The sequence below is a fragment of the Pseudomonas sp. SZ40 genome, from assembly GCF_052958135.1.
On the sequence record NZ_JBQWIF010000044.1, the window covers coordinates 12,789 to 32,182 of the forward strand.

Annotated in this window: 16 protein-coding genes; 12 read left to right on the forward strand and 4 right to left on the reverse strand. The window is 63.9% G+C overall.

The features are described 5' to 3' along the window. Positions 1–3: 3 nt before the first annotated feature. From zapE to pcaH, 3 genes are read right to left on the reverse strand one after another with little or no spacing between them, the layout of a single operon-like run. Positions 4–1,134, reverse strand: coding sequence for a cell division protein ZapE (gene zapE, locus ACT9T4_RS23425; protein ID WP_499119208.1), 1,131 nt, complete (start codon positions 1,132–1,134; stop codon positions 4–6). Further along, entirely contained in the window at positions 1,124–1,732 is a 609-nt protein-coding gene (gene pcaG / locus ACT9T4_RS23430; RefSeq protein WP_499119209.1) for a protocatechuate 3,4-dioxygenase subunit alpha, read from the reverse strand. Before pcaG ends, zapE begins: the two co-directional genes overlap by 11 nt. A gap of 10 nt (positions 1,733–1,742) precedes the next feature. Then, entirely contained in the window at positions 1,743–2,462 is a 720-nt protein-coding gene (pcaH, locus tag ACT9T4_RS23435; RefSeq protein ID WP_042555704.1) for a protocatechuate 3,4-dioxygenase subunit beta, read from the reverse strand. A gap of 290 nt (positions 2,463–2,752) precedes the next feature. Between pcaH and ACT9T4_RS23440 the strand changes: the two genes are divergently transcribed. Continuing rightward, positions 2,753–3,607, forward strand: a complete 855-nt coding sequence (locus ACT9T4_RS23440) for a DUF1838 family protein (protein ID WP_499119212.1) — start codon at positions 2,753–2,755, stop codon at positions 3,605–3,607. A gap of 37 nt (positions 3,608–3,644) precedes the next feature. Here ACT9T4_RS23440 and pcaQ read toward each other — a convergent pair whose 3' ends face one another. Continuing rightward, positions 3,645–4,574 (reverse strand): pca operon transcription factor PcaQ, encoded by a 930-nt coding sequence (gene pcaQ, locus ACT9T4_RS23445; protein ID WP_499119238.1) that lies wholly within the window; start codon positions 4,572–4,574, stop codon positions 3,645–3,647. A gap of 769 nt (positions 4,575–5,343) precedes the next feature. Between pcaQ and glgA the strand changes: the two genes are divergently transcribed. The 11 genes from glgA (at position 5,344) to ACT9T4_RS23500 (ending at position 19,372) form a co-directional block, all read left to right on the forward strand. Next, complete coding sequence (gene glgA / locus ACT9T4_RS23450) at positions 5,344–6,882, forward strand: glycogen synthase GlgA (RefSeq protein ID WP_179538528.1); 1,539 nt, start codon at positions 5,344–5,346, stop codon at positions 6,880–6,882. Further along, positions 6,882–8,624: a malto-oligosyltrehalose trehalohydrolase gene (gene treZ, locus ACT9T4_RS23455; protein ID WP_499119214.1), complete on the forward strand. Its 1,743-nt coding sequence runs from the start codon at positions 6,882–6,884 to the stop codon at positions 8,622–8,624. Before glgA ends, treZ begins: the two co-directional genes overlap by 1 nt. Beyond that, positions 8,621–10,699 (forward strand): 4-alpha-glucanotransferase, encoded by a 2,079-nt coding sequence (gene malQ / locus ACT9T4_RS23460; RefSeq protein ID WP_499119216.1) that lies wholly within the window; start codon positions 8,621–8,623, stop codon positions 10,697–10,699. Before treZ ends, malQ begins: the two co-directional genes overlap by 4 nt. Further along, positions 10,692–13,496 (forward strand): malto-oligosyltrehalose synthase, encoded by a 2,805-nt coding sequence (locus ACT9T4_RS23465; RefSeq protein ID WP_499119218.1) that lies wholly within the window; start codon positions 10,692–10,694, stop codon positions 13,494–13,496. Before malQ ends, ACT9T4_RS23465 begins: the two co-directional genes overlap by 8 nt. Continuing rightward, positions 13,493–13,819 carry a DUF2934 domain-containing protein gene (locus ACT9T4_RS23470; protein WP_042555698.1) on the forward strand — a complete coding sequence of 109 codons (327 nt, stop codon included), beginning with the start codon at positions 13,493–13,495 and terminating at the stop codon, positions 13,817–13,819. The genes ACT9T4_RS23465 and ACT9T4_RS23470 overlap by 4 nt, the downstream gene beginning before the upstream one ends. 18 nt (positions 13,820–13,837) lie before the next feature. Further along, positions 13,838–15,967, forward strand: coding sequence for a glycogen debranching protein GlgX (gene glgX / locus ACT9T4_RS23475; RefSeq protein WP_042555697.1), 2,130 nt, complete (start codon positions 13,838–13,840; stop codon positions 15,965–15,967). Next, positions 15,964–17,001 (forward strand): acyl-CoA dehydrogenase family protein, encoded by a 1,038-nt coding sequence (locus ACT9T4_RS23480; RefSeq protein WP_499119221.1) that lies wholly within the window; start codon positions 15,964–15,966, stop codon positions 16,999–17,001. The genes glgX and ACT9T4_RS23480 overlap by 4 nt, the downstream gene beginning before the upstream one ends. Continuing rightward, positions 16,998–17,756, forward strand: a complete 759-nt coding sequence (locus ACT9T4_RS23485) for a PIG-L deacetylase family protein (protein ID WP_499119223.1) — start codon at positions 16,998–17,000, stop codon at positions 17,754–17,756. Before ACT9T4_RS23480 ends, ACT9T4_RS23485 begins: the two co-directional genes overlap by 4 nt. Continuing rightward, a complete protein-coding gene (locus ACT9T4_RS23490) occupies positions 17,753–18,379 on the forward strand; it encodes a class I SAM-dependent DNA methyltransferase (protein ID WP_042555695.1) in 627 nt (208 codons plus the stop codon). The genes ACT9T4_RS23485 and ACT9T4_RS23490 overlap by 4 nt, the downstream gene beginning before the upstream one ends. Then, positions 18,376–19,020, forward strand: a complete 645-nt coding sequence (locus ACT9T4_RS23495; RefSeq protein WP_042555694.1) for a glycosyltransferase family 2 protein — start codon at positions 18,376–18,378, stop codon at positions 19,018–19,020. The genes ACT9T4_RS23490 and ACT9T4_RS23495 overlap by 4 nt, the downstream gene beginning before the upstream one ends. 148 nt (positions 19,021–19,168) lie before the next feature. Continuing rightward, positions 19,169–19,372, forward strand: coding sequence for a CBS domain-containing protein (locus ACT9T4_RS23500; RefSeq protein WP_499119226.1), 204 nt, complete (start codon positions 19,169–19,171; stop codon positions 19,370–19,372). Positions 19,373–19,394: the final 22 nt, after the last annotated feature.

Consider the following 19,394-nt stretch of genomic DNA (forward strand, 5'->3'; position numbering starts at 1 on the left):
GTTTCAGAATTCCTTGTCGCTGACTCCAGTGGCATGCCGGCTAGCGCTTTCGATCACGCTGAGCTCACGTGCCTGGAGCTGGCTAAGGCGGCTTCGGGTGCGCCCGAAGTCCTGGTGAGGCGAACCGCGACACAGTCGCTCGAGGCTGGACTCGCTGCATAGCAGCAGGTTCGCGCCCGCATCGTACGCGATATCGATCAGATTGATGAAACGCTGACAGGCGTCGGTAGGTTGCGAATCCAGGGCCGGCACGCCCGTCAGCGCCAGGCGCGGGTAGCGTTGCAGCAGCCAGAGGAAGTCCGCGGTGGAATGGGCATTGCCGCACAGCTCTGCGAACTCCAGCCAGGCGCGACCGGGAGCCAGCGCCCTTACCTGCAACGGGTGATGATTGACCGTCAGCGATCGATCGCGCTGCGCCTGGTCGTCCAGCGCCAGCCAGGTTTCCAGGTAAGCCAGGCCACCTGCCGATTGTGGCCAGAGGTATTCGCCCCAGCGCTGCCCGCCACCGGGCAGCTCGCGGTAATCGATACCGGCGTCCAGCGTCAGCACGGTGAAACGCTTTTCGATCATCTCGATCGCCGGCGTGAAGCGTTGGCGGTACAGCTGATTGGGGCACAGCCCCGCAGGTGCGTAGTTGGAGGTCATCACCAGGCCAACGCCCTCCTCGACCAACACATCGAGCAGGCGCCGCAACAGCATGGCATCGCCGATGTCGTGCACGTGGAATTCGTCGAAGCACAGCAGGCGGATGTCCTGTGCCAGCGCGCGGATCGCCAGCACCAGAGGATCGGGGTGACCGGCGAACGCCTTCATGCGCTCCTGCAGTTCCTGCAGAAAAGCATGAAAATGCACACGGCGCTTGGCCGCGAAGGGTGCGGCGGCGAAGAAGGCATCCATGACGAAGCTCTTGCCACGGCCCACGCCGCCCCACAGGTAAACACCGGCAGCGGGTTTGCGCAGCCAGCCACGACGCCCGGCGCACCAGCCTTGCAGCCACTGCGCCAGGATATCGATTGCTCGCTGTTGCTCGGTATCGGCACGAAAGCCGCGGGCGTCGAGTGCCGCCGTGAACCCCTGATGGATACGCTCGCCGATCCGCTCGACGGGCGTATCCGGCCCTCTGTCAGAAATCAAAAAACACCGTTTCGCCGTCCCCCTGAATGCGGATATCAAATCGGTAGGCCGGCTTGCCGTCAACCTCGCAGCGTTTGGCGACCAGGGTCTCGCGGCGCGATGGCTGCTCGATCAGGTTGAGCACCGGATCCTTGCCATTGGCCTCGGCTTCGTCGTCGAAATAGATGCGGGTATGCAAATGGATGTTGATGCCCCTGGCGAACAGCGAGACGTTCACGTGGGGTGCCATCACAACCCCGGCGGCGTTGTTGACCACGCCGGGCTTGATGGTCTGCACCGTCCATTCGCTGCCGGCATCGAAGGTGGTCGCGGTACGACCGAAGCCGTTGAAGGGCTTGTCCAGATCGTACTCGGTGTCATAGCGACCCTGATGGTCGGCCTGCCAGAGTTCCAGAAAGGCATCGCGCACCAGGTGGCCGTTGCCATCGTAGACGTGGCCGATCAGGGTGATGTGCTCACCTGGCGCACCGGGTTGGGCCATCTGGTTCCAGATTTCCTGGTCGCGGGTCGGGTTGCCGGCGGCGGCCAGTGCCAGGCCGATATGAACGTAAGGGCCGGCTGTTTGCGAAGCGGTTTCGCGCAAGAGTTCGACAGGCATGACAGGCTCCTCAGCAGTTCTCGAAGTGGGTCTTGCGCTGGCCGCGCAGCACGATATCGAAGCGGTAGGCCAGGCAGTCCATGGGGTTGGCCATGCTCATGTCGAGCCTGGCGATCAGCGTCTGTACCGCGTCCGGGTTGGCGATGGCCTTGACGATCGGGCACAGCGGGATCAGCGGATCTCCTTCGAAATACAGCTGGGTGATCAGTTTGGTCGAAATCGACGGGCCACTGATGGAGAAGTGAATGTGCGCAGGCCGCCAGTCATTGGGACCATTGCGCCACGGGTACGGACCCGGCTTGACGGTGCGAAAGCTGTAATTGCCTTCGCTGTCGGTCAGGGCCCGGCCCACACCACCGAAGTTCGGGTCCAGCGGTGCCAGGTAGCGGTCGTTCTTGTGACGATAGCGCCCCCCGGCGTTGGCTTGCCACATCTCCACGAAGGTGTGCGGGATCGGCTTGCCGTACTGATCCATCACTCGCCCGCAGACCAGAATGCGCTCACCAACCGGCAGGCCACCGTTGTTGAAGTTGAGCAGCAGGTCGTTGTCGTGCCGGCCCATCTTCAGATGGGTGAAGTTCGGCCCGGTGGTTTCCGAAATGGACTGCGGAATGCTCACCAGCGCCTGGCGCGGCGAACGTGGGATGGAGGTCTTGTAATCGGGAGTGAAGGCTTTGGGGTGCCAGTTACGATCACGAATGACGAAACGGCTATTATCCTCAACAGGCATGAGAGGCTCCGGTTATTGAAATTATGGAGTCGCCCCGTTGACCGTGCTCAGGCTTGGCGGACGGTACGGGTTCTACAGACAATGATCACGCAGGCAGCGCGTCGCGCCCAATGAATATAACCCGCCCATCAATAACCCATGGGTTATGAATTAAGATTGGATTAAATCCCGCCATCGCCCTGGACCAGGCCCGGTGCGGCCCTATCGGCGCAGCGGTGAAGCACCGGATAATGCAAGCCACACCACGGCTGCATCGGCAGATTAGCCACCCTGCCCGAGGATCGCTCCCCATGCTTACGCCACTTCATCAAACGCTGGAAAGCACTCGCCGGCTCGACTTGAACCAGCCTGCCGACGCGCTTATCGCCCTGCGCAAGATCCACGGTTCGACCCTTGACGGCATCCCGACCATCTATCACTGGTCAGGCCGCGTCTGGTCGCGAGTCGAGGGAGAAGCGGACCGCCTGCTGTTCCGGGTCGAAGGCATGAACATCCGCCAGCTTGGCACCTTGCAAGACCCCAGGCGCGGAATCGGCTTCCGTCACGTATCCCGGGAGCTGATGCTCTACCTCGACCCACTGACGGGCGAGCCACTGCATAGCTGGCACAACCCCTGGACGGGGGCCGATGTAGCCGTCATGCACGTGGCCAACGACCCGGTGAACCTGCCGCCCTTCTTCGAGCGCGACGCGCAGGGGCGCCCTTTCATAGCCCCTCTGCGCATGCAGGCTGAGCGGGTGTTCCTGAGCGCCGAGATTCCTCTGTTCCATGACAATCCACTGGCCGGGAACCATCAGGATCTGGTGGGCAATCAGTACCACGCCATGGAAATCTTCAATTTCACGGCCGACCGCGAACAATTGCTGCGCACCGATACCGATAGCGCCATCGCCAGTGTCGCCTGGGTCCGCATTGCGCCCTGGCTGCCCTTCATGCGCATGGGCAGCCGACCAGGCCTGATGGTGTTCAACGCTACGGGCCAGCAGGTGCCTGGCATCGCTGAATTGCCAGCGGTGCTGCAGACGGTCATTGCGGACGAGTATCCCCACTATGCAGCGCCACCACCTCTGGATGACCAACGCCCCAACGTCACCAGCTGGACAGCGGCCCGCGACCGGCTCGACAGGCGCCAGGAACCCGCTTAGCGCAACGTTGCCGACTCGCGGCAGACCTCGAGCAGGCTCAGGATCGGTGCCCGTGATACTCCGAAGCCAACTCGCGCAAGGTCTCGCAACACCACTGGGCAGCCAGTGACAGCGGCAGTGCCGCGTTGCTGCAGATACCGACCGAACCACCGGGCTCGCGAATGCCCAGAGACAGCTCCGCCAGTTCACCGCTTTGCAGGTCAAGGCGTACGGCGTCCAGCGGCGCCACCCAGACCGCGTCGCTGCATTGCACGTAACGCCGACTGAGGGCCGGCGAGAGGGTTTCCAGTCGTTGCCGGGGCTGCGGCACACCGCACTGCACGAACAGGCTGTCGGCATAGCGGCGAATAGTGGTGCCGGCCAGCGGCAGTACCAGTGGATAGTCACCCAGTTGCACAAGGCCCTCGTCGCCCAGTGCGAGCAGAGGGTGCCCCGGGCGTACCACCAGGCTCATCGATTCGCTGTACAGGTGTTCGAAGGTCAAACCCTGGATCTCCGGGCTGTCGGTCATGCGACCGACCACCAGATCCAGCTCGCCAACCCGCAGCTGCGACAGCAGATAGGCACTTGGCCCGGTGGCGACACTGACCACCAGCGCGGCGTGACGCTCGTGCAGGCGGCGCACCACCTCCGGAATCAGCAGGCTCTCGACGGTCGACAGCACGCCAACGCGCACATGGCCGGCGTCATGCTCGCCGCCACGCAAGCTCGCCACCCCGTCGCGCAGCGCCTGCACGCAAGGCCCGGCGTAGCGCATGAACGCCAGACCGGCGGCCGTCAGGCTGACACCGCTCTTGCCCCGCTCGAACAGCACGGCAGCGAGAATTTCCTCCAGTTCCTTGAGCGTCTTGGATACCGCCGGCTGGCTGATTGCCAGAGAGTCGGCAGCCTTGGCGAAACTGCGTTGGCGGGCGATTTCCAGAAAGCAGGTCAGGTGGCGGAATTTGATGCGGTTATCGAGGTTCATGGCCATGGGGTGCTGTTGAGGGCTGCGCCACAGTACCAGAATGCCCCGTTCGCGCGCCTCCCGAGCGGGCAGGCGTTCACGATTTTCAACAGCGTCACACGACAGGCGACTGCGCTAATCCGCCAGGAAAGCAAAAGAGCGCCTGCAAAGTGCAGAAAACGGCAGCGTTCCAGCCTTTGTGCGGCGGACAGCATCCGTTTGAAAAGTGCCCACTCTAATTTACGACAGGGAATATTGAACACTCAAAAATCTATATATGACGTTAGCGGCGATAGTTATTCAAACGATCAAACTAAAGTGCCAGCACTTCATCACTTGCACGCCGGCCTTAGTTGTCCAAGTTTCTGTCCAACTCCTGCCAGAGCTATTAAGGGCCCACCAAAAATCCCGGCGATGAAGGTAAACATGACCGCCTGTCGCCCTGAGTGAGCCAAAAACCTGACAAGCGCCTCCCAGAGCGACTCTCGGACAGCTGAAAGCTCCAACCAGAAGCGCCTATCACAGTCGAAAATCAGTCACTTGCGGCGTAATCGCAGCGAAAACCTGCTGTTTTCCATTAGTTCCCCGCCGCGCGGCTCGACATTGAAAATAGTCGAAACTTCTTCTTTCCTACCTAGGTCATGAACTACGTGGGAATTAATAATCAGAAAGCAGCTTTTCCTCCGGCCCTGACACGGGATTCAACTGGAACGACATGCGGCATATTCCCGTTAGCGTGCAAGCGAAAGAAACAGTTACGGGTCAAGGACAGAATCGATCGGAGGTGGGTATGGGAAACGCTGTCGTGGCAACACGGTTTGATCAGGCTTTATCGATAGAAATGCCACTCAAGCCGCAGAGCAAAATCACCAATTTGCATGCAGCAAAGAAGAAAGTCCTCTTTGTAAGTTCCGAGCTCGCCGACCTGATCAAGGTGGGTGGCCTGGGTGACGTGTCAGCTTCGCTGCCACGCGCCATGAGCACCAATCACGATGTTCGCGTACTGATCCCCGGCTACCGCCAGGTGCTGGAAAGCGGTCACGCTATTCGCGACGTGGGCAGCGTTCCCGGCCACGCCGCCCTGCCCCCGGCCCGCGTAGGCTGCATGACCCTGCCCGACGGGCTGATCGTTTATGTATTGATGTGCCCCGAGCTTTACGACCGTGACGGCACCCCCTACGCCGACGCCCAGGGCCGCGACTGGCAAGACAACCACATCCGTTTCGCTCGCCTGGGCCTGGCTGCCGCCGAGATCGCCTCCGGTACCGCCTGCCTGAGCTGGTGCCCCGAGGTGGTTCACGCCAACGACTGGCCTGCTGCGCTGACGCCTGCCTACATGACCTGGCGTGGCCAGAACACCCCCACCGTGTTCACCATTCACAACCTCGCCTATCAGGGCCTGTGCAGCCTCGAATGCAGCCCTGAACTGGGCCTGCCCTCCTCGGCGTGTGGCCATCAGGGCATGGAGTTCTACGGCAGACTGTCGTTCCTCAAGGCTGGCCTGGTGTACTCCGATCACGTGACCACCGTGAGCGAAAACTACGCCCGCGAGATCACCACCCAGGAATTCGGCTGCGGCCTGGAAGGCATGCTGCAGTTCAAGGTGCAGCTCAACCAGTTGAGCGGCATCCCCAACGGCATCGACGAAAGCTGGGATTCGCTGAACGACCCGCATCTGGTGCAGGGCTTCGAAGCCCACGACTGGGAAAGCAAACGGGTCAACACCCGCCACGTCGAGAAGATGTTCGGCCTCGAGCAGAGCGATGGTCCGCTGTTCGCCGTGGTGTCCCGGCTGGTGCAACAGAAAGGCATCGACCTGACCCTGGAAATCGCTGACACCATCGTTGCCGAAGGTGGCCGTATCGCCATCATCGGCCGAGGCGAAGAGCACCTGGAAGAAGCGGTGCGAGAACTCGCCCGCCGTTACCCGGGCCGGGTCGGCGCCAATGTCGGCTTCAACGAAGCGGACGCGCGCTGCATGTTCGCAGGCAGCGACTTCCTGCTCATGCCGTCGCGCTTCGAGCCCTGTGGCCTCAGCCAGATGTACGCCCAGCGCTTCGGCTCACTGCCGATCGCCCGTGCTACCGGCGGTCTGGCCGACACCATCGAAGATGGCGTGAGCGGCTTCCTGTTCAACGAAACCAGCACCGAGAGCTATCTGGAAGCGGTACGCCGGGCCATGGCCGTGCATCGCAATCCGCAGCTGCTCAACGCCATGCGCGCCCGTGCAATGGCATCACCGCTGTACTGGACGCAGTCGGTGGAGCCCTATGCGGCGCTGTACCGCAAGCTGCTGGCCGCGAAGATGTCGGGTGGGAAATTGGCGTGATGGTTGAGAAATCCCGACGACATGGCGCCTGGCTGGACGAACATGGTCACACCCATTTCGCCCTCTGGGCACCAGATGCCAAGCGTGTAGCAGTAGCACTGCAAGATAATCAGCGACATGCAATGACCGCCAGCCAGGACGGCTGGTTCACGGCAACGCTGCCGGTAGGTGCCGGCAGCGACTACCGCTACCTGATCGACGAAAACCTGCTGGTACCTGATCCCGCTTCACGCTGGCAAGCCGCGGACGTTCATGGCCCGAGCCGCGTGGACGCGCCTGGCCACTACCACTGGAGCACGGCCGCTTGGCAGGGTCGTCCCTGGCAGGAAACGGTGCTCTACGAACTGCATGTCGGCACCCTCGGCGGCTATAAAGGCGTGCAGGAAAAACTGCAGGCGCTCAGCGAGCTGGGCATCACCGCCATCGAACTGATGCCCCTGGGCGAATTTCCCGGTGGCCGCAATTGGGGCTACGACGGGGTTTTACCCTTCGCCCCGGATTCCTCCTACGGCACCCCCGACGAGCTGCGTGCGCTGATCGATCATGCTCACCAATTGGGTCTGATGGTGTTCGTCGATGTGGTCTACAACCACTTCGGCCCCGATGGCAATTACCTCGGCCAGTACGCCAGTGGCTTCTTCCGTGAGGACGTCCACACGCCCTGGGGCCCGGCCATCGATTTCCGCCGCCGCGAAGTGCGCGACTACTTCATCGACAATGCGCTGATGTGGGTGCAGGACTACCGCGTCGACGGCCTGCGTCTGGATGCCGTGCATGCCATCGGTGAGCGCGACTTCCTGCTCGAGCTGGCTGAGCGTGTACATGGCTCGATTGCCAGTGGCCGTCATCTGCACCTGGTGCTGGAAAACGAGAACAACGACGCCGAGCTGCTGCAACGTGGTTTCGTCGCCCAGTGGAACGACGATGGCCACAACGTGCTGCATCATCTGCTCACCGGCGAGCACGAAGGCTATTACGCCGACTTCGCCGAGGACGCCACTCACAAGCTCGCCCGCTGCCTGCGCGAAGGCTTCATCTACCAGGGTGAAACCACCCGCCACGGCACGGCCCGTGGCAGCAGCAGCGGGCATCTGCCTCCCAGCGCCTTCGTGCTGTTCCTGCAGAATCACGACCAGGTCGGCAACCGCGCTCTTGGCGAGCGCCTGCTCAGCCTGGCCGACGGCGATGCACTGAGGAGCGCCACTGCCCTGCTGCTGCTCAGCCCGATGATTCCCCTGTTGTTCATGGGCGAGGAATGGGGCAGCGAACAGCCCTTCCAGTTCTTCACCTCGCACAACGACGAGCTGGGCGAAGCGGTACGCAAGGGCCGGCAGAACGAGTTTCGCGAATTCTCCAGGTTCTCCGGACAGGAAATTCCCGCCCCTAACGAAACCAGCACATTCCAGGCCTCCACCCCTGATCACCACACCCGCGAGACCGCCTCCGGCAAGGCCTGGCTGGGTTTTTACCGCGAGCTGCTTAGCCTGCGCCGTGAGCACATCGTGCCGCGCCTGCAGGGCAGCCAGGCCCTGGAAAGCCGGGTACTGGCAGAGGCCGCAGTGGCTGCCAGCTGGCAGCTGGGTGATGGGCAGATCCTGCGTATCGACCTGAACCTGAGCGACGCGCACGTCGCCGCAGATGCCCCTGCAGGTGCCACCACACTGTTCGCCCATCGTGCGGACAAGGATGACGACCAGTTGCCGCCACGCAGCATCCGGGTTCTGCTGGAGGGCGCAGCATGAGCGATGCACGCCTTGCCGAACTGAGCCGTGCCGCAGGCCTGAGCGTCGACTGGATCGACGCCGACGGTCGCCAGCAATCGGTTACCCCGGAAAATCAGCGACGCCTGCTCGAGGCACTGGGCTATGCCGTGCAGGACAGCGAGCAGATCGACGCCAGCCTCGCCGAACTGCAACAGCGTCAGGACAGCCTTGCACTTGGACCACTGGTGACTCTGGACCTCCAGGAAACCCTCGATCTGACCCGTTACTTCCCGCCAGGAACCCTGTACGAGATCGAACTGGAACAGGGCGAACGCCTGGAAGGCCGCCTGGATGACAGCGGCCGCCTGCCGGTCATCGGCATCACCGGTTATCACCAGTTGCGCATCGCTGGCGGCGTGGTGACTCTGGCGGTCGCACCCGCGGCCTGCCCCAGCGTCGCCCAGTTGGCCGACCGCGAAAATGCCAAGATCTGGGGGCTGAGTGCCCAGTTGTACTCGCTGCGTCGCCCCAACGATGGTGGCCTGGGCGACACCCAGGCGCTCGAGTCCCTGGTCTGCAACGCAGCCAGGCGTGGCGCCGATGCCGTGGCGATCAGCCCGATGCATGCCATGTTCAGCGCCAATCTGCACACCTACAGCCCCTACTCGCCTTCCAGCCGTCTGTTCTTCAACGTGCTGCATGCCGCGCCGGGCAGCATTCTTGGCGAAGACGCGCTGCAGCAGGCGATTCGCAGCTGCGGTCTCGGTGAAGAACTGGCGCGCCTGGAAAGCCTCGAGCTGATCGACTGGCCGGGTGTGGCTGGCAGCCGTATGCGTATCCTGCGTCAGTTGCATGCCGACTTTCGCGCCAGCGCCCACCCGCTGCGCGACGACTTCGACGACTTTCGCCGCGAGGCTGGCGACGCCCTGCGCCAGCACTGTCGCTTCGAAGCGCTGCGCGGGTTCATGGATCTCAACGGGCTGCCGGTGGACTGGCGCGTTTGGCCAGAACAGTACCGTGACCCGGCCAACGAAGCCGTCGAGCAGTTCTGCGAGGGCCATCAGGAAGAAGTCGAATTCCACGCCTTCGCCCAATGGCTGATCGCCCGCTGCCTAGACCGTGCCCAGGATAGCGCCCGTGAAGCCGGCATGGCGGTCGGCCTGATCGCCGACCTGGCGGTGGGCGCCGACGCGGCCGGCAGCCAGGCCTGGGCTCGCCAGGCCGAACTGCTGCAGGCAGTGAGCGTCGGCGCCCCACCGGACATCCTCAACCGCTCCGGGCAGAACTGGGGCGTTTCCGCGTTCTCGCCCAGCGGTCTGCAACGCAACGGCTTCCGCGCCTATATCGAGATGCTGCGCGCCAACCTGGCCCACGCCGGTGGCATGCGCATCGACCACGTGATGAGCATGCGCCGTCTGTGGGTGATTCCCGAAGGTGCGGACTCCGGCGCAGGCGCCTACCTCAATTACCCGTCCCGGGATCTGCTGCGCCTGCTGTGCCTCGAGGCCGAGCGCCACGGGGCGCTGATCATCGGCGAAGACCTCGGCACCGTGCCCGATGGTCTGCGTGAAGAATTGGCACAGCGCAACATCCTCGGCATGCGCGTGCTGCTGTTCGAGCAAAGCAATGGCCGTTTCAACGCGCCGGCGCATTGGCCACGCGATGCCCTGGCCACCACCACGACCCACGATTTGCCGAGTATCCGCGGCTGGCTTGCCTCCCGCGACATCCATTGGCGCCAGGCCGCGGGTCACCGCAGCGACGACTACACCAGACAGGATCACGACTTGCGCGCTCACGAAACCCAGGCACTGCACCAGGCCTTGCACGAGCACGGACACGCTACTGCGGAACACATGGACGACACCCAGCAACTGGATGCCAGCATCGCCTTCATCGGCAGCACACCGGCACCGCTGGTACTGCTGCCACTGGAAGATGCCATGGCCGCCACCGAGCAGCCCAACCTGCCGGGCCCCGGCGAAGAACACCCGAACTGGCGGCGGCGCTGGTCGGAAGATGCCGATGGCATGCTCGACGAGCCAGCAGTCAGCCACCGCCTGCAACGCCTGCAGTGGGCACGCAATTTGGTCGAGGGCACACGCCATGACTGATTTGCGCGCCAGCGTTCGCCTGCAGTTCCACAAGGGCTTCACCCTCGAAGACGCAGTGCCCCTGGTCGATTACTTCGCTCGCCTGGGCATCAGCCACATCTATGCCTCGCCGCTGCTGACCGCGCGGCCGGGTTCCATGCACGGCTATGACGTGGTCGACCCGACCCGCATCAACCCTGAGCTGGGCGGCGAAGCGGCCCTGCAGCGCCTGGTCGCGGCATTGCGCGCCAGGGGCATGGGCCTGATCCTCGACATCGTGTCCAATCACATGGCCGTGGGCGGCGACGCCAACCCCTGGTGGCTGGACGTTCTGGAATGGGGCATCAGCAGCCCCCACGCCAAGTTCTTCGACATTCACTGGCAGTCCCACGACCCGCTGCTGCGCGGTCAGTTGCTGGTGCCCTTCCTGCGCAGCGACTATGGCGAGGTCCTGGCAGCCGGCGAGATCGAGCTGCATTTCGATGCCGAACGGGGCCTGCTCTACGCCAAGCACTACGATCACCGCTTTCCGCTCAACCCGCCGACCTACGGCGACGTGCTGCAACACAGCGGGCATCCCGAACTGCAGGCCCTGGGCAAGCGCTTCGCGGCACTGGACGACAGCCAGGACGGCCAACGCCAGGCGCGCACCCTGTTCCGTGAGCTGGTCGCACTGGCCAGCAAGGCCGGAGGCGCAATCGATCGCGCCATCGCCAGCCTGCGCCCAAGCGAAGAAAAGGGTTTCGAGCCCCTGCATCAACTGCTCGAGCGCCAGCACTATCGCCTGGCCAGTTGGCGCACCGCGGCGGACGACATCAACTGGCGGCGCTTCTTCGACATCAACGAACTGGGCGGCCTCAAGGTCGAACGCCACGAGGTGTTCGAAGCGACCCACGCGAAGATTTTCGAGATGATCGAGAAAGGTCTGGTCGACGGTCTGCGTATCGACCATGTCGATGGCCTGGCCAACCCACGTGCTTACTGCCGCAAGCTGCGCCGTCGCGTCGAGAGACTGCTGCCGCAGCGCCCCGCCGAGCTGCGCGGCAGCCGCTTCCCGATCTACGTCGAGAAGATTCTCGGCGAGGGTGAGCAGCTGCCTCTCGACTGGGGTGTCGATGGCACCACCGGCTACGAGTTCATGAACCAGGTGTCCCTGCTGCAGCACGACCCTCAGGGCGAGGCCGTGCTGGCCCAACTGTGGAGCGAAACCAGCGGCCGTGGCGCCGACTTCATGGAGGAAGTGCGTCAGGCCCGCCAACTGGTGCTGACCACCTCTCTGGCCGGCGATCTGGAGGCGCTGGCACAAGGCCTGCTGCTGATCGCTCGGGACGATATCGCTACCCGCGACCTGACCCTGGGTGCCATTCGCCGGGCCCTGCTGGAACTGATCGTGCATTTCCCCGTGTACCGCACTTACGTGTCCGCCGCTGGACGCAGCGCCAGCGACCAGGCGGTGTTCGACCAGGCCCTGGAAGGCGCGCGCAGCACCCTGGCCGAAGCCGACTGGCCGCTGCTCAAGCACCTGGACAACTGGCTGGGCGGCCAGGTGCTTTCCGAGCTGCCACCGAGCCCGCAGCGCAAGCTGTGGACGAAAATGATCGAGCGCTTCCAGCAGCTCACTTCCCCGGCCGCCGCCAAGGCGGTGGAAGATACCGCCTGCTACCGCAGCGCGGTGTTGTTGTCGCGCAATGACGTGGGCTTCGACCCGCAGCAGTTCAGTGCTCCCGTCGAGGCTTTCCATCAGGGCTGCCAGGAACGTGCTCAGCACTTTCCGGCCAACCTGCTGACCACCGCGACCCATGACCACAAGCGCGGCGAAGACACCCGTGCCCGGCTGGCGGTGCTCAGCGAGCGCGCGGAATGGTTCGCCGAACGTTGCCAACACTGGCGCGAGCTGGCAGCACCGCTGCGCAAGGAGCTCGATGACGGCACTGCACCGTCGCCAGGTGATGAGCTGATGCTGCTGCAGATCCTCCTGGCCTGCTGGCCGCTGGATCTCCCGGCGGATGACTCCCAAGGCCTGCAGACTCTCGCCGAGCGGGTCACCGCCTGGCAGGAAAAGGCCGTTCGCGAGGCCAAGCTGCGCAGTACCTGGAGCAACCCGAACGGCGACTACGAAAGTGCTTGCCGGGACTATCTGGAGAAGTTGCTGGGCAGCGGGCAAGGCAGCCAGCTGCGCGAAGAGATCCGCGCCGCTGCCGTGGAGATCGCCCCTGCTGGTGCACTCAACAGTCTGGCCCAGAGCCTGCTGCGCATGAGCGTGCCGGGCGTACCCGATCTGTATCAGGGCTGCGAGTTCTGGGACTTCTCTCTGGTCGATCCGGACAACCGCCGCCCAGTGGATTTTGCCGCGCGCCAGCAGGCGCTGGACAGCAATGCATCGCTTGCCGAGGCGCTGCCGCACTGGCACGACGGCCAGATCAAGCAGGCGCTGATCGCCGCAACCCTGGCCGCCCGCAAGCAACATCAGCGGTTGTTCGCCAAAGGCGACTATCAGCCGCTCACCGTAACGGGTCGTCATGCCAGCAAGGTGCTCGCCTTCCTGCGCAGCCATGGCGACACCCACGCATTGGTGATCGTGCCACGCCTGGCCGCATCGCTACTGGGCGACAGCCAGACCCCGCTGATTGCCCATGACCAATGGGGCGACACCCGCATCGCCCTGCCTCCGGCTCTGTCCGACAAGGCTTTGCACAGTGCCTTCTCCTCTGCCGACCTGTTACCGAGCGACGGCCATATCGCGGTACGCGACGTACTGCGCGATGTCCCCGTCAATCTGCTGATCGTCCCGACCCATTCTCAGGAGTCACACCCATGAGCGCAAAAGAAGACCGCATCCGTGAATTCGCCTACCAGATCTGGGAATCCGAAGGGAAACCCAGCGGCCAGGCCAAACGCCATTGGGAAATGGCCACCAAGCTCGCCGAAGCCGAGCAGACGCCTGCCAAGGCCACCGCCAAGCGCGTGAGCAAGCCGAAGGCCGCCACCACCGAGCCGAAGCCTGCCGCGCCGATCAAGCCGCGCGCCAGCAAGACCGCACCGGCTGCAGCCGAAAAGCCGGCCGAACTGAAACCGGCCAAGGCGCCGGCCAAGGCCAAACCGACCGCAGCGAAACCCGCCCCCAAGAAACCCAAGGCCTGACACCAGGAGCCACCCAGAATGAGTCAACCACGCTCGCGTATTACCGAAGGTCACCCCTTTCCGTTGGGGTCGACCTGGGATGGTTTGGGCGTCAACTTCGCGCTCTTCTCGGCTCACGCCACCAAGGTCGAGCTGTGCATCTTCGATCCGGACGGTCTCGAGGAGATCGAACGCATCGAGTTGCCGGAGTACAGTGACGAGATCTGGCACGGCTACCTGCCCGATGCACATCCGGGGCTGATTTACGGTTACCGGGTTTACGGCCCTTACGAGCCGGAAGCCGGGCACCGTTTCAACCCCAACAAGCTGTTGATCGACCCCTACGCCAAGCAACTGGTTGGCGAACTGAAGTGGTCGGAAGCGCTGTTCGGCTACGAGATCGGTCATCCCGATGGCGACCTCAGCTTCGACGAGCGTGACAGTGCGCCCTTCGTGCCCAAGTGCAAGGTCGTCGACCCTGCCTATACCTGGGGCAAACACCGCAACCATCGCGTCGACTGGGACAAGACGGTGCTCTACGAAGCCCATCTGCGCGGCCTGACCATGCGTCACCCGTCGGTGGCCGAAGACAAGCGCGGTACCTTCGCCGGGCTGATGAACGCCGACGTGATCAAGCACATCCGCAAACTGGGTGTTTCCTCGGTGGAATTGCTGCCCGTGCATGCCTTCGTCAATGACCAGCACCTGCTGGAAAAGGGCATGAACAACTATTGGGGCTACAACAGCATCGGCTTCTTCGCGCCTCATCCGCGCTACCTGGCCAGTGGGCACATCAACGAGTTCAAGGAGATGGCTGCGCACCTGCACGACGCCGGCCTCGAGCTGATTCTCGACGTGGTCTACAACCACACCGCCGAAGGCAACGAGCTGGGCCCTACCCTGTCCATGCGCGGTATCGACAACGCCAGCTACTACCGGCTGATGCCCGACGACAAGCGCTACTACATCAACGATTCCGGCACCGGCAACACCCTGGACCTGAGCCACCCCTGCGTGCTGCAGATGGTCACCGACTCGCTGCGCTACTGGGCCAAGGAAATGGGCGTGGACGGTTTCCGTTTCGACCTGGCGACCATTCTCGCCCGTGCCCACGACGGTTACGACGAGCGCCACAGCTTCCTGGTCGCCTGCCGCCAGGACCCGGTGCTGAGCAAGGTCAAGCTGATCGCCGAGCCGTGGGACTGCGGCCCGGGCGGTTACCAGGTCGGCGGTTTCCCACCGGGCTGGGCGGAGTGGAACGACAAGTTCCGCGACAACGTACGGGGCTTCTGGAAAGGTGACGAAGGTCAGCTGGCCGAGCTCGCCAGCCGCCTGACCGCTTCGGGCGACCTGTACAACCAGCGCGGTCGGCGCCCGTTCACGTCGGTGAACTTCATCACCGCCCACGACGGTTTCACCCTCAATGACCTCGTGTCGTACAACGACAAGCACAACGAGGACAACGACGAGAACAACCAGGACGGCAGCAACAACAACCTGTCCTGGAACCACGGCGTCGAGGGGCCAACCGACGACGAAGCCATCAACGACCTGCGGTTCCGGCAGATGCGCAACTTCATGGCGACCCTGCTGCTCGCCCAGGGCACACCGATGCTGGTGGCCGGTGACGAGTTCGCGCGCACCCAGCACGGCAACAACAATGCCTACTGCCAGGACAGTGAGATCGGCTGGATCGACTGGAACCTCGGTGAACAGGGCAAGCAACTGCAAGCCTTCGTAAGCCGCCTGATCAAGCTGCGCATGAGCTACCCGATCCTGCGTCGCGGTCGTTTCTTCGTCGGCGCCTACAACGAAGAGCTGGGAGTCAAGGACGTCACCTGGCTGGCGCCCCATGGCGAAGAGATGAGCGAGGAGAACTGGCACGATCCGCACGCCCGCTGCCTTGGCATGCTGCTCGATGGTCGCGCGCAGCCGACCGGCATTCGCCGCAGCGGCGCCGACGCAACCCTGCTGCTGGTGGTCAACGCGCATCACGACGTGGTCAACTTCCGCCTGCCGGAAGTCGCTCAGGGCAGCCACTGGACCTGCATGCTCGATACCAACCGCACCGATGAACCGGAAGACGAAAGCTTCCAGTTCGGCGACGAGTTCACCGTGACCCATCGCTCTCTGGTGCTCTTCGAGCTGCACAAGGAAAAACAGGCATGACGCCCGGCGGCGGCTCTCCCGTGGATCGCCTTGGCGTTCTGCTGGACGAGCTGCCGCTCGCTGCACCGATCCAATCCGAGGCCCTCGCCCATGCGTTGCAAACGCTCTGTGGCGCCGGCCTCGACCAATTACCGCAACCCGGCGGTGGCCATACCCTGCAACGTTGGCAGGCGTTGGCCACGGTCGCGGCACACGATCTGAGCCTGTGCAAACTCTACGAAGGGCACACGGACGCCCTGGCGATCATGCAGCACTTCGCGGCACCGTCGCCGCCCAGCGACAGCACCTGGGGCATGTGGGCCGCCGAGCCGCCCCAGGCACGCGTCGAGCTGCATGCCGAGCAGAGCGATGGCAGTGTCCATCTGCATGGGCGCAAGGCCTGGTGCTCGGGCGCCAAGGTGCTCAGCCATGGGCTACTGACCGCCTGGAATGCCAGCGGCGAGCAGCAACTGGTGGCCGTCGCGCTGGCCCAGTCAGGCGTCAGCGTCAGCAACGGCGGCTGGCAGGCAATCGGCATGCAGGCCACGCAAAGCGTGGAGGTGTCGTTCGAGGGTGCTCGCGGCTACCGCGTGGGGCCGCCCGGTGGCTATCTGCAGCGTCCGGGTTTCTGGCAGGGTGGCGCCGGTATCGCCGCCTGCTGGTACGGCTCGGCGCAATTGATCGGCGAGGCGTTGCGCAAACACTGTGCACGCCACGATGAACCCCACGCCCTCGCCCACCTCGGCGAGGTGGACAACGCCCTGCTCGCGGCGGCCAGCGCATTGCGCGACTGCGCCCGCTGGATAGATGCCAACCCGCAGGCGAACGCCGAATTGCCGGTGCGCCAGGTGCGTGCCCGCTGCGAAAGCGCTTCCGACAGCGTGATTCGTCATGTCGGCCGCGCACTGGGCGCTGCCCCCTATTGCCGTGACGGCGTACTCGCCAGACACCTGGCCGATCTGCCGGTGTATCTGCGACAAAGCCATGCAGAACGCGACCTGGCCGACCTCGGCCGTCTCGCAGCGCAACAACGACCAGGGAGCTGGACGCTATGAAAGCCAATCCGATTCAGGGACAAGGCACCTCGCCACAAGCCTGGAGAGCGTCGCGGCACCTGGCTCAGGTACCTGACATGGACTGCACGCAACTGGTGCCGGCAGGTTACAGGGCAGTGATCGTCTCGCCCCATCCGGACGATGAAATACTCGGCTGCGGTGGTCTGCTGCAGTTGCTCGCCCGCGAACAGCGCCAGGTGCTGTTGATCTCGGTCACCGACGGCGGTGCCAGCCACCCGGGCTCCGGGTATTGGACACCGCAGCGGCTCAGCGTCGTGCGCCCGCTGGAAAGCGCCGACGCCCTGAAGCGCCTTGGCCTGCCCCTGAATCAGATGCAATGGGTACACGGCGGATTTCCCGATACCGGCGTGGCCGCGCGCGAACACGAACTGCAGCTATTCCTGAGCACCTATCTGCAGCCCAGCGACGTGGTGTTCACCACCTGGAGCGAGGACGGTCACAGCGATCATGAAGCCGTAGGCCGCGCATCCCTGGCGGCGGCACGGAGCTGCGGCGCAAGGGTGCACGAAATTCCGGTCTGGGCCTGGCACTGGGCGAACCCCGAGGATCCTCGCCTGCCCTGGGAGCGGGCCCGCAAGCTGCAGCTGGACAAATGGGCACAAGCCCGCAAGCGCCACGCCATACAGGCCTTCGCCAGCCAGCTTTACAGCGACCCGGATACGGGCCACGAGCCGGTGCTTTCGGCCACGACAGTGGAGCGCCTGCAGCAACCGTTCGAGGTGGTTTTTTTATGAGTGTCGCCGACAACTATTTCGACAGGCTCTTCAAAGGCAGCGAAGACCCCTGGTCCTTTCGCGAGCGCTGGTACGAGCAACGCAAGCGCAACCTGACCCTCGCCGCCCTGCCGCGCAACCATTACGGCAGCATCTTCGAGCCAGGTTGTGCCAATGGTGAGCTCAGTGCACGCCTTGCCGAGCGCTGCACCCAACTGCTGTGCAGCGATACCTCGGCCATCGCGCTGGAACTGGCGCGCAATCGTCTCGCCCATCGCAGCAACGTGCGCCTGCTGCAGACCCGCCTGCCGGAGCAGTGGCCGGAGGGCAGCTTCGACCTCATCGTACTCAGCGAGCTGTGCTACTACCTCGACAGCGAAGACCTCGATCGCCTCATCGAGCGGGCACGGACCTCGCTCAATCAGGGCGGCAACCTGCTCGCTTGCCACTGGCGCTGGCCGATCGACGAATGCCCGCTGACCGGTGACCAGGTCCACCAACGCATTCATCAGGCATTGGGCCTGCCGCGCCTGCTGCGCCATGAAGATGCCGACATGCTGCTCGAGGTATGGGGCACCGAGCCAACGTCGGTTGCGCAACGTGAGGGGCTGGCCCCCTCCACGGGTGACGAGTTGCCAGCATGATCGGCGTCGTCATTCCTGCGCACAACGAAGAACGGTCACTCGACCAGTGCCTCGACGCCGTGCTCACCGCCGCTGCTCATCTCGAGCTGAAGGTGGCCGTTCGCATTCTGGTCGTGCTCGACAGCTGCACCGATGGCTCCGCCAGCGTCATCGCCAACTACCCGGTCGACACCCTCACCATCGAGGCGCAGAACGTGGGCCTGGCGCGGGCTGCTGGTATCGAGTGGCTGTTGTCCCATGGCGCCACCTGGATAGCCTGCTCGGACGCCGACAGCCGCGTCGCCCCGGACTGGCTGGTACGCCAGTTGAGCCTGAAGGCCGACATGGTTTGCGGCACCGTGCAGGTCGCCGAATGGGGTGACCTCGGCCACGAGGTGCAGGCGCGCTACGCAAGCGCCTACCAGGCCCGCGACGGACACCGGCATATCCATGGCGCCAACCTGTCCTTCAGCGCCGCCTGCTACCGTCGCGCTGGCGGTTTCAAGGCCATCCCGGTCGATGAAGACGTACAACTGGTTGCAGCCTTCGAGCGCATCGGCGCACGCATCGCCTGGAGCTGCCTGCCACAGGTCTACACCAGCGCACGACTGGACTGCCGTGCACGCGGCGGTTTTGGCGATTACCTCAAGTCCCTGCTCTGACACCCGCTCAGCGCCGATTCCCGTCGCCCAGGCGGCAAAAACCTTGAACCGCGCCCCCGCCGCTCCAGTCGGAATTTAACGACGCCTGGAACGCCTGAAGCTGCCCAGTCGCCTCGCTGAACACCTCGACCACCGACCGGAGGACAGAATGACAATCAACGATATCACCTGCTCCGAAGACGAAGACGTCGGTCATGTGGCCCGCAACGTGGGTGAGAACCTGATACGTCGTCTGCCGGTGCTGAGCCGCGAGAATCGTCTGGTGGGGGTGGTTTCCCTGGGCAACATCGCCCAGGCCGGTGACAGTGACGCCAGCACGGCACCGTTTCGCAGCTTCACCGGAGCGCACTGAGCCATGCCGATACAGGCGACGA

Bases quoted from the DNA above. Each gene is read 5' to 3' on its own strand.
- pcaG (WP_499119209.1), bottom strand. From the start codon at position 1,732: ATGCCTGTCGAACTCTTGCGCGAAACCGCTTCGCAAACAGCCGGCCCT.
- pcaH (WP_042555704.1), bottom strand. From the start codon at position 2,462: ATGCCTGTTGAGGATAATAGCCGTTTCGTCATTCGTGATCGTAACTGG.
- ACT9T4_RS23440 (WP_499119212.1), top strand. From the start codon at position 2,753: ATGCTTACGCCACTTCATCAAACGCTGGAAAGCACTCGCCGGCTCGAC.
- pcaQ (WP_499119238.1), bottom strand. From the start codon at position 4,574: ATGAACCTCGATAACCGCATCAAATTCCGCCACCTGACCTGCTTTCTG.
- glgA (WP_179538528.1), top strand. From the start codon at position 5,344: ATGGGAAACGCTGTCGTGGCAACACGGTTTGATCAGGCTTTATCGATA.
- treZ (WP_499119214.1), top strand. From the start codon at position 6,882: ATGGTTGAGAAATCCCGACGACATGGCGCCTGGCTGGACGAACATGGT.
- malQ (WP_499119216.1), top strand. From the start codon at position 8,621: ATGAGCGATGCACGCCTTGCCGAACTGAGCCGTGCCGCAGGCCTGAGC.
- ACT9T4_RS23465 (WP_499119218.1), top strand. From the start codon at position 10,692: ATGACTGATTTGCGCGCCAGCGTTCGCCTGCAGTTCCACAAGGGCTTC.
- ACT9T4_RS23470 (WP_042555698.1), top strand. From the start codon at position 13,493: ATGAGCGCAAAAGAAGACCGCATCCGTGAATTCGCCTACCAGATCTGG.
- glgX (WP_042555697.1), top strand. From the start codon at position 13,838: ATGAGTCAACCACGCTCGCGTATTACCGAAGGTCACCCCTTTCCGTTG.
- ACT9T4_RS23480 (WP_499119221.1), top strand. From the start codon at position 15,964: ATGACGCCCGGCGGCGGCTCTCCCGTGGATCGCCTTGGCGTTCTGCTG.
- ACT9T4_RS23485 (WP_499119223.1), top strand. From the start codon at position 16,998: ATGAAAGCCAATCCGATTCAGGGACAAGGCACCTCGCCACAAGCCTGG.
- ACT9T4_RS23490 (WP_042555695.1), top strand. From the start codon at position 17,753: ATGAGTGTCGCCGACAACTATTTCGACAGGCTCTTCAAAGGCAGCGAA.
- ACT9T4_RS23495 (WP_042555694.1), top strand. From the start codon at position 18,376: ATGATCGGCGTCGTCATTCCTGCGCACAACGAAGAACGGTCACTCGAC.
- ACT9T4_RS23500 (WP_499119226.1), top strand. From the start codon at position 19,169: ATGACAATCAACGATATCACCTGCTCCGAAGACGAAGACGTCGGTCAT.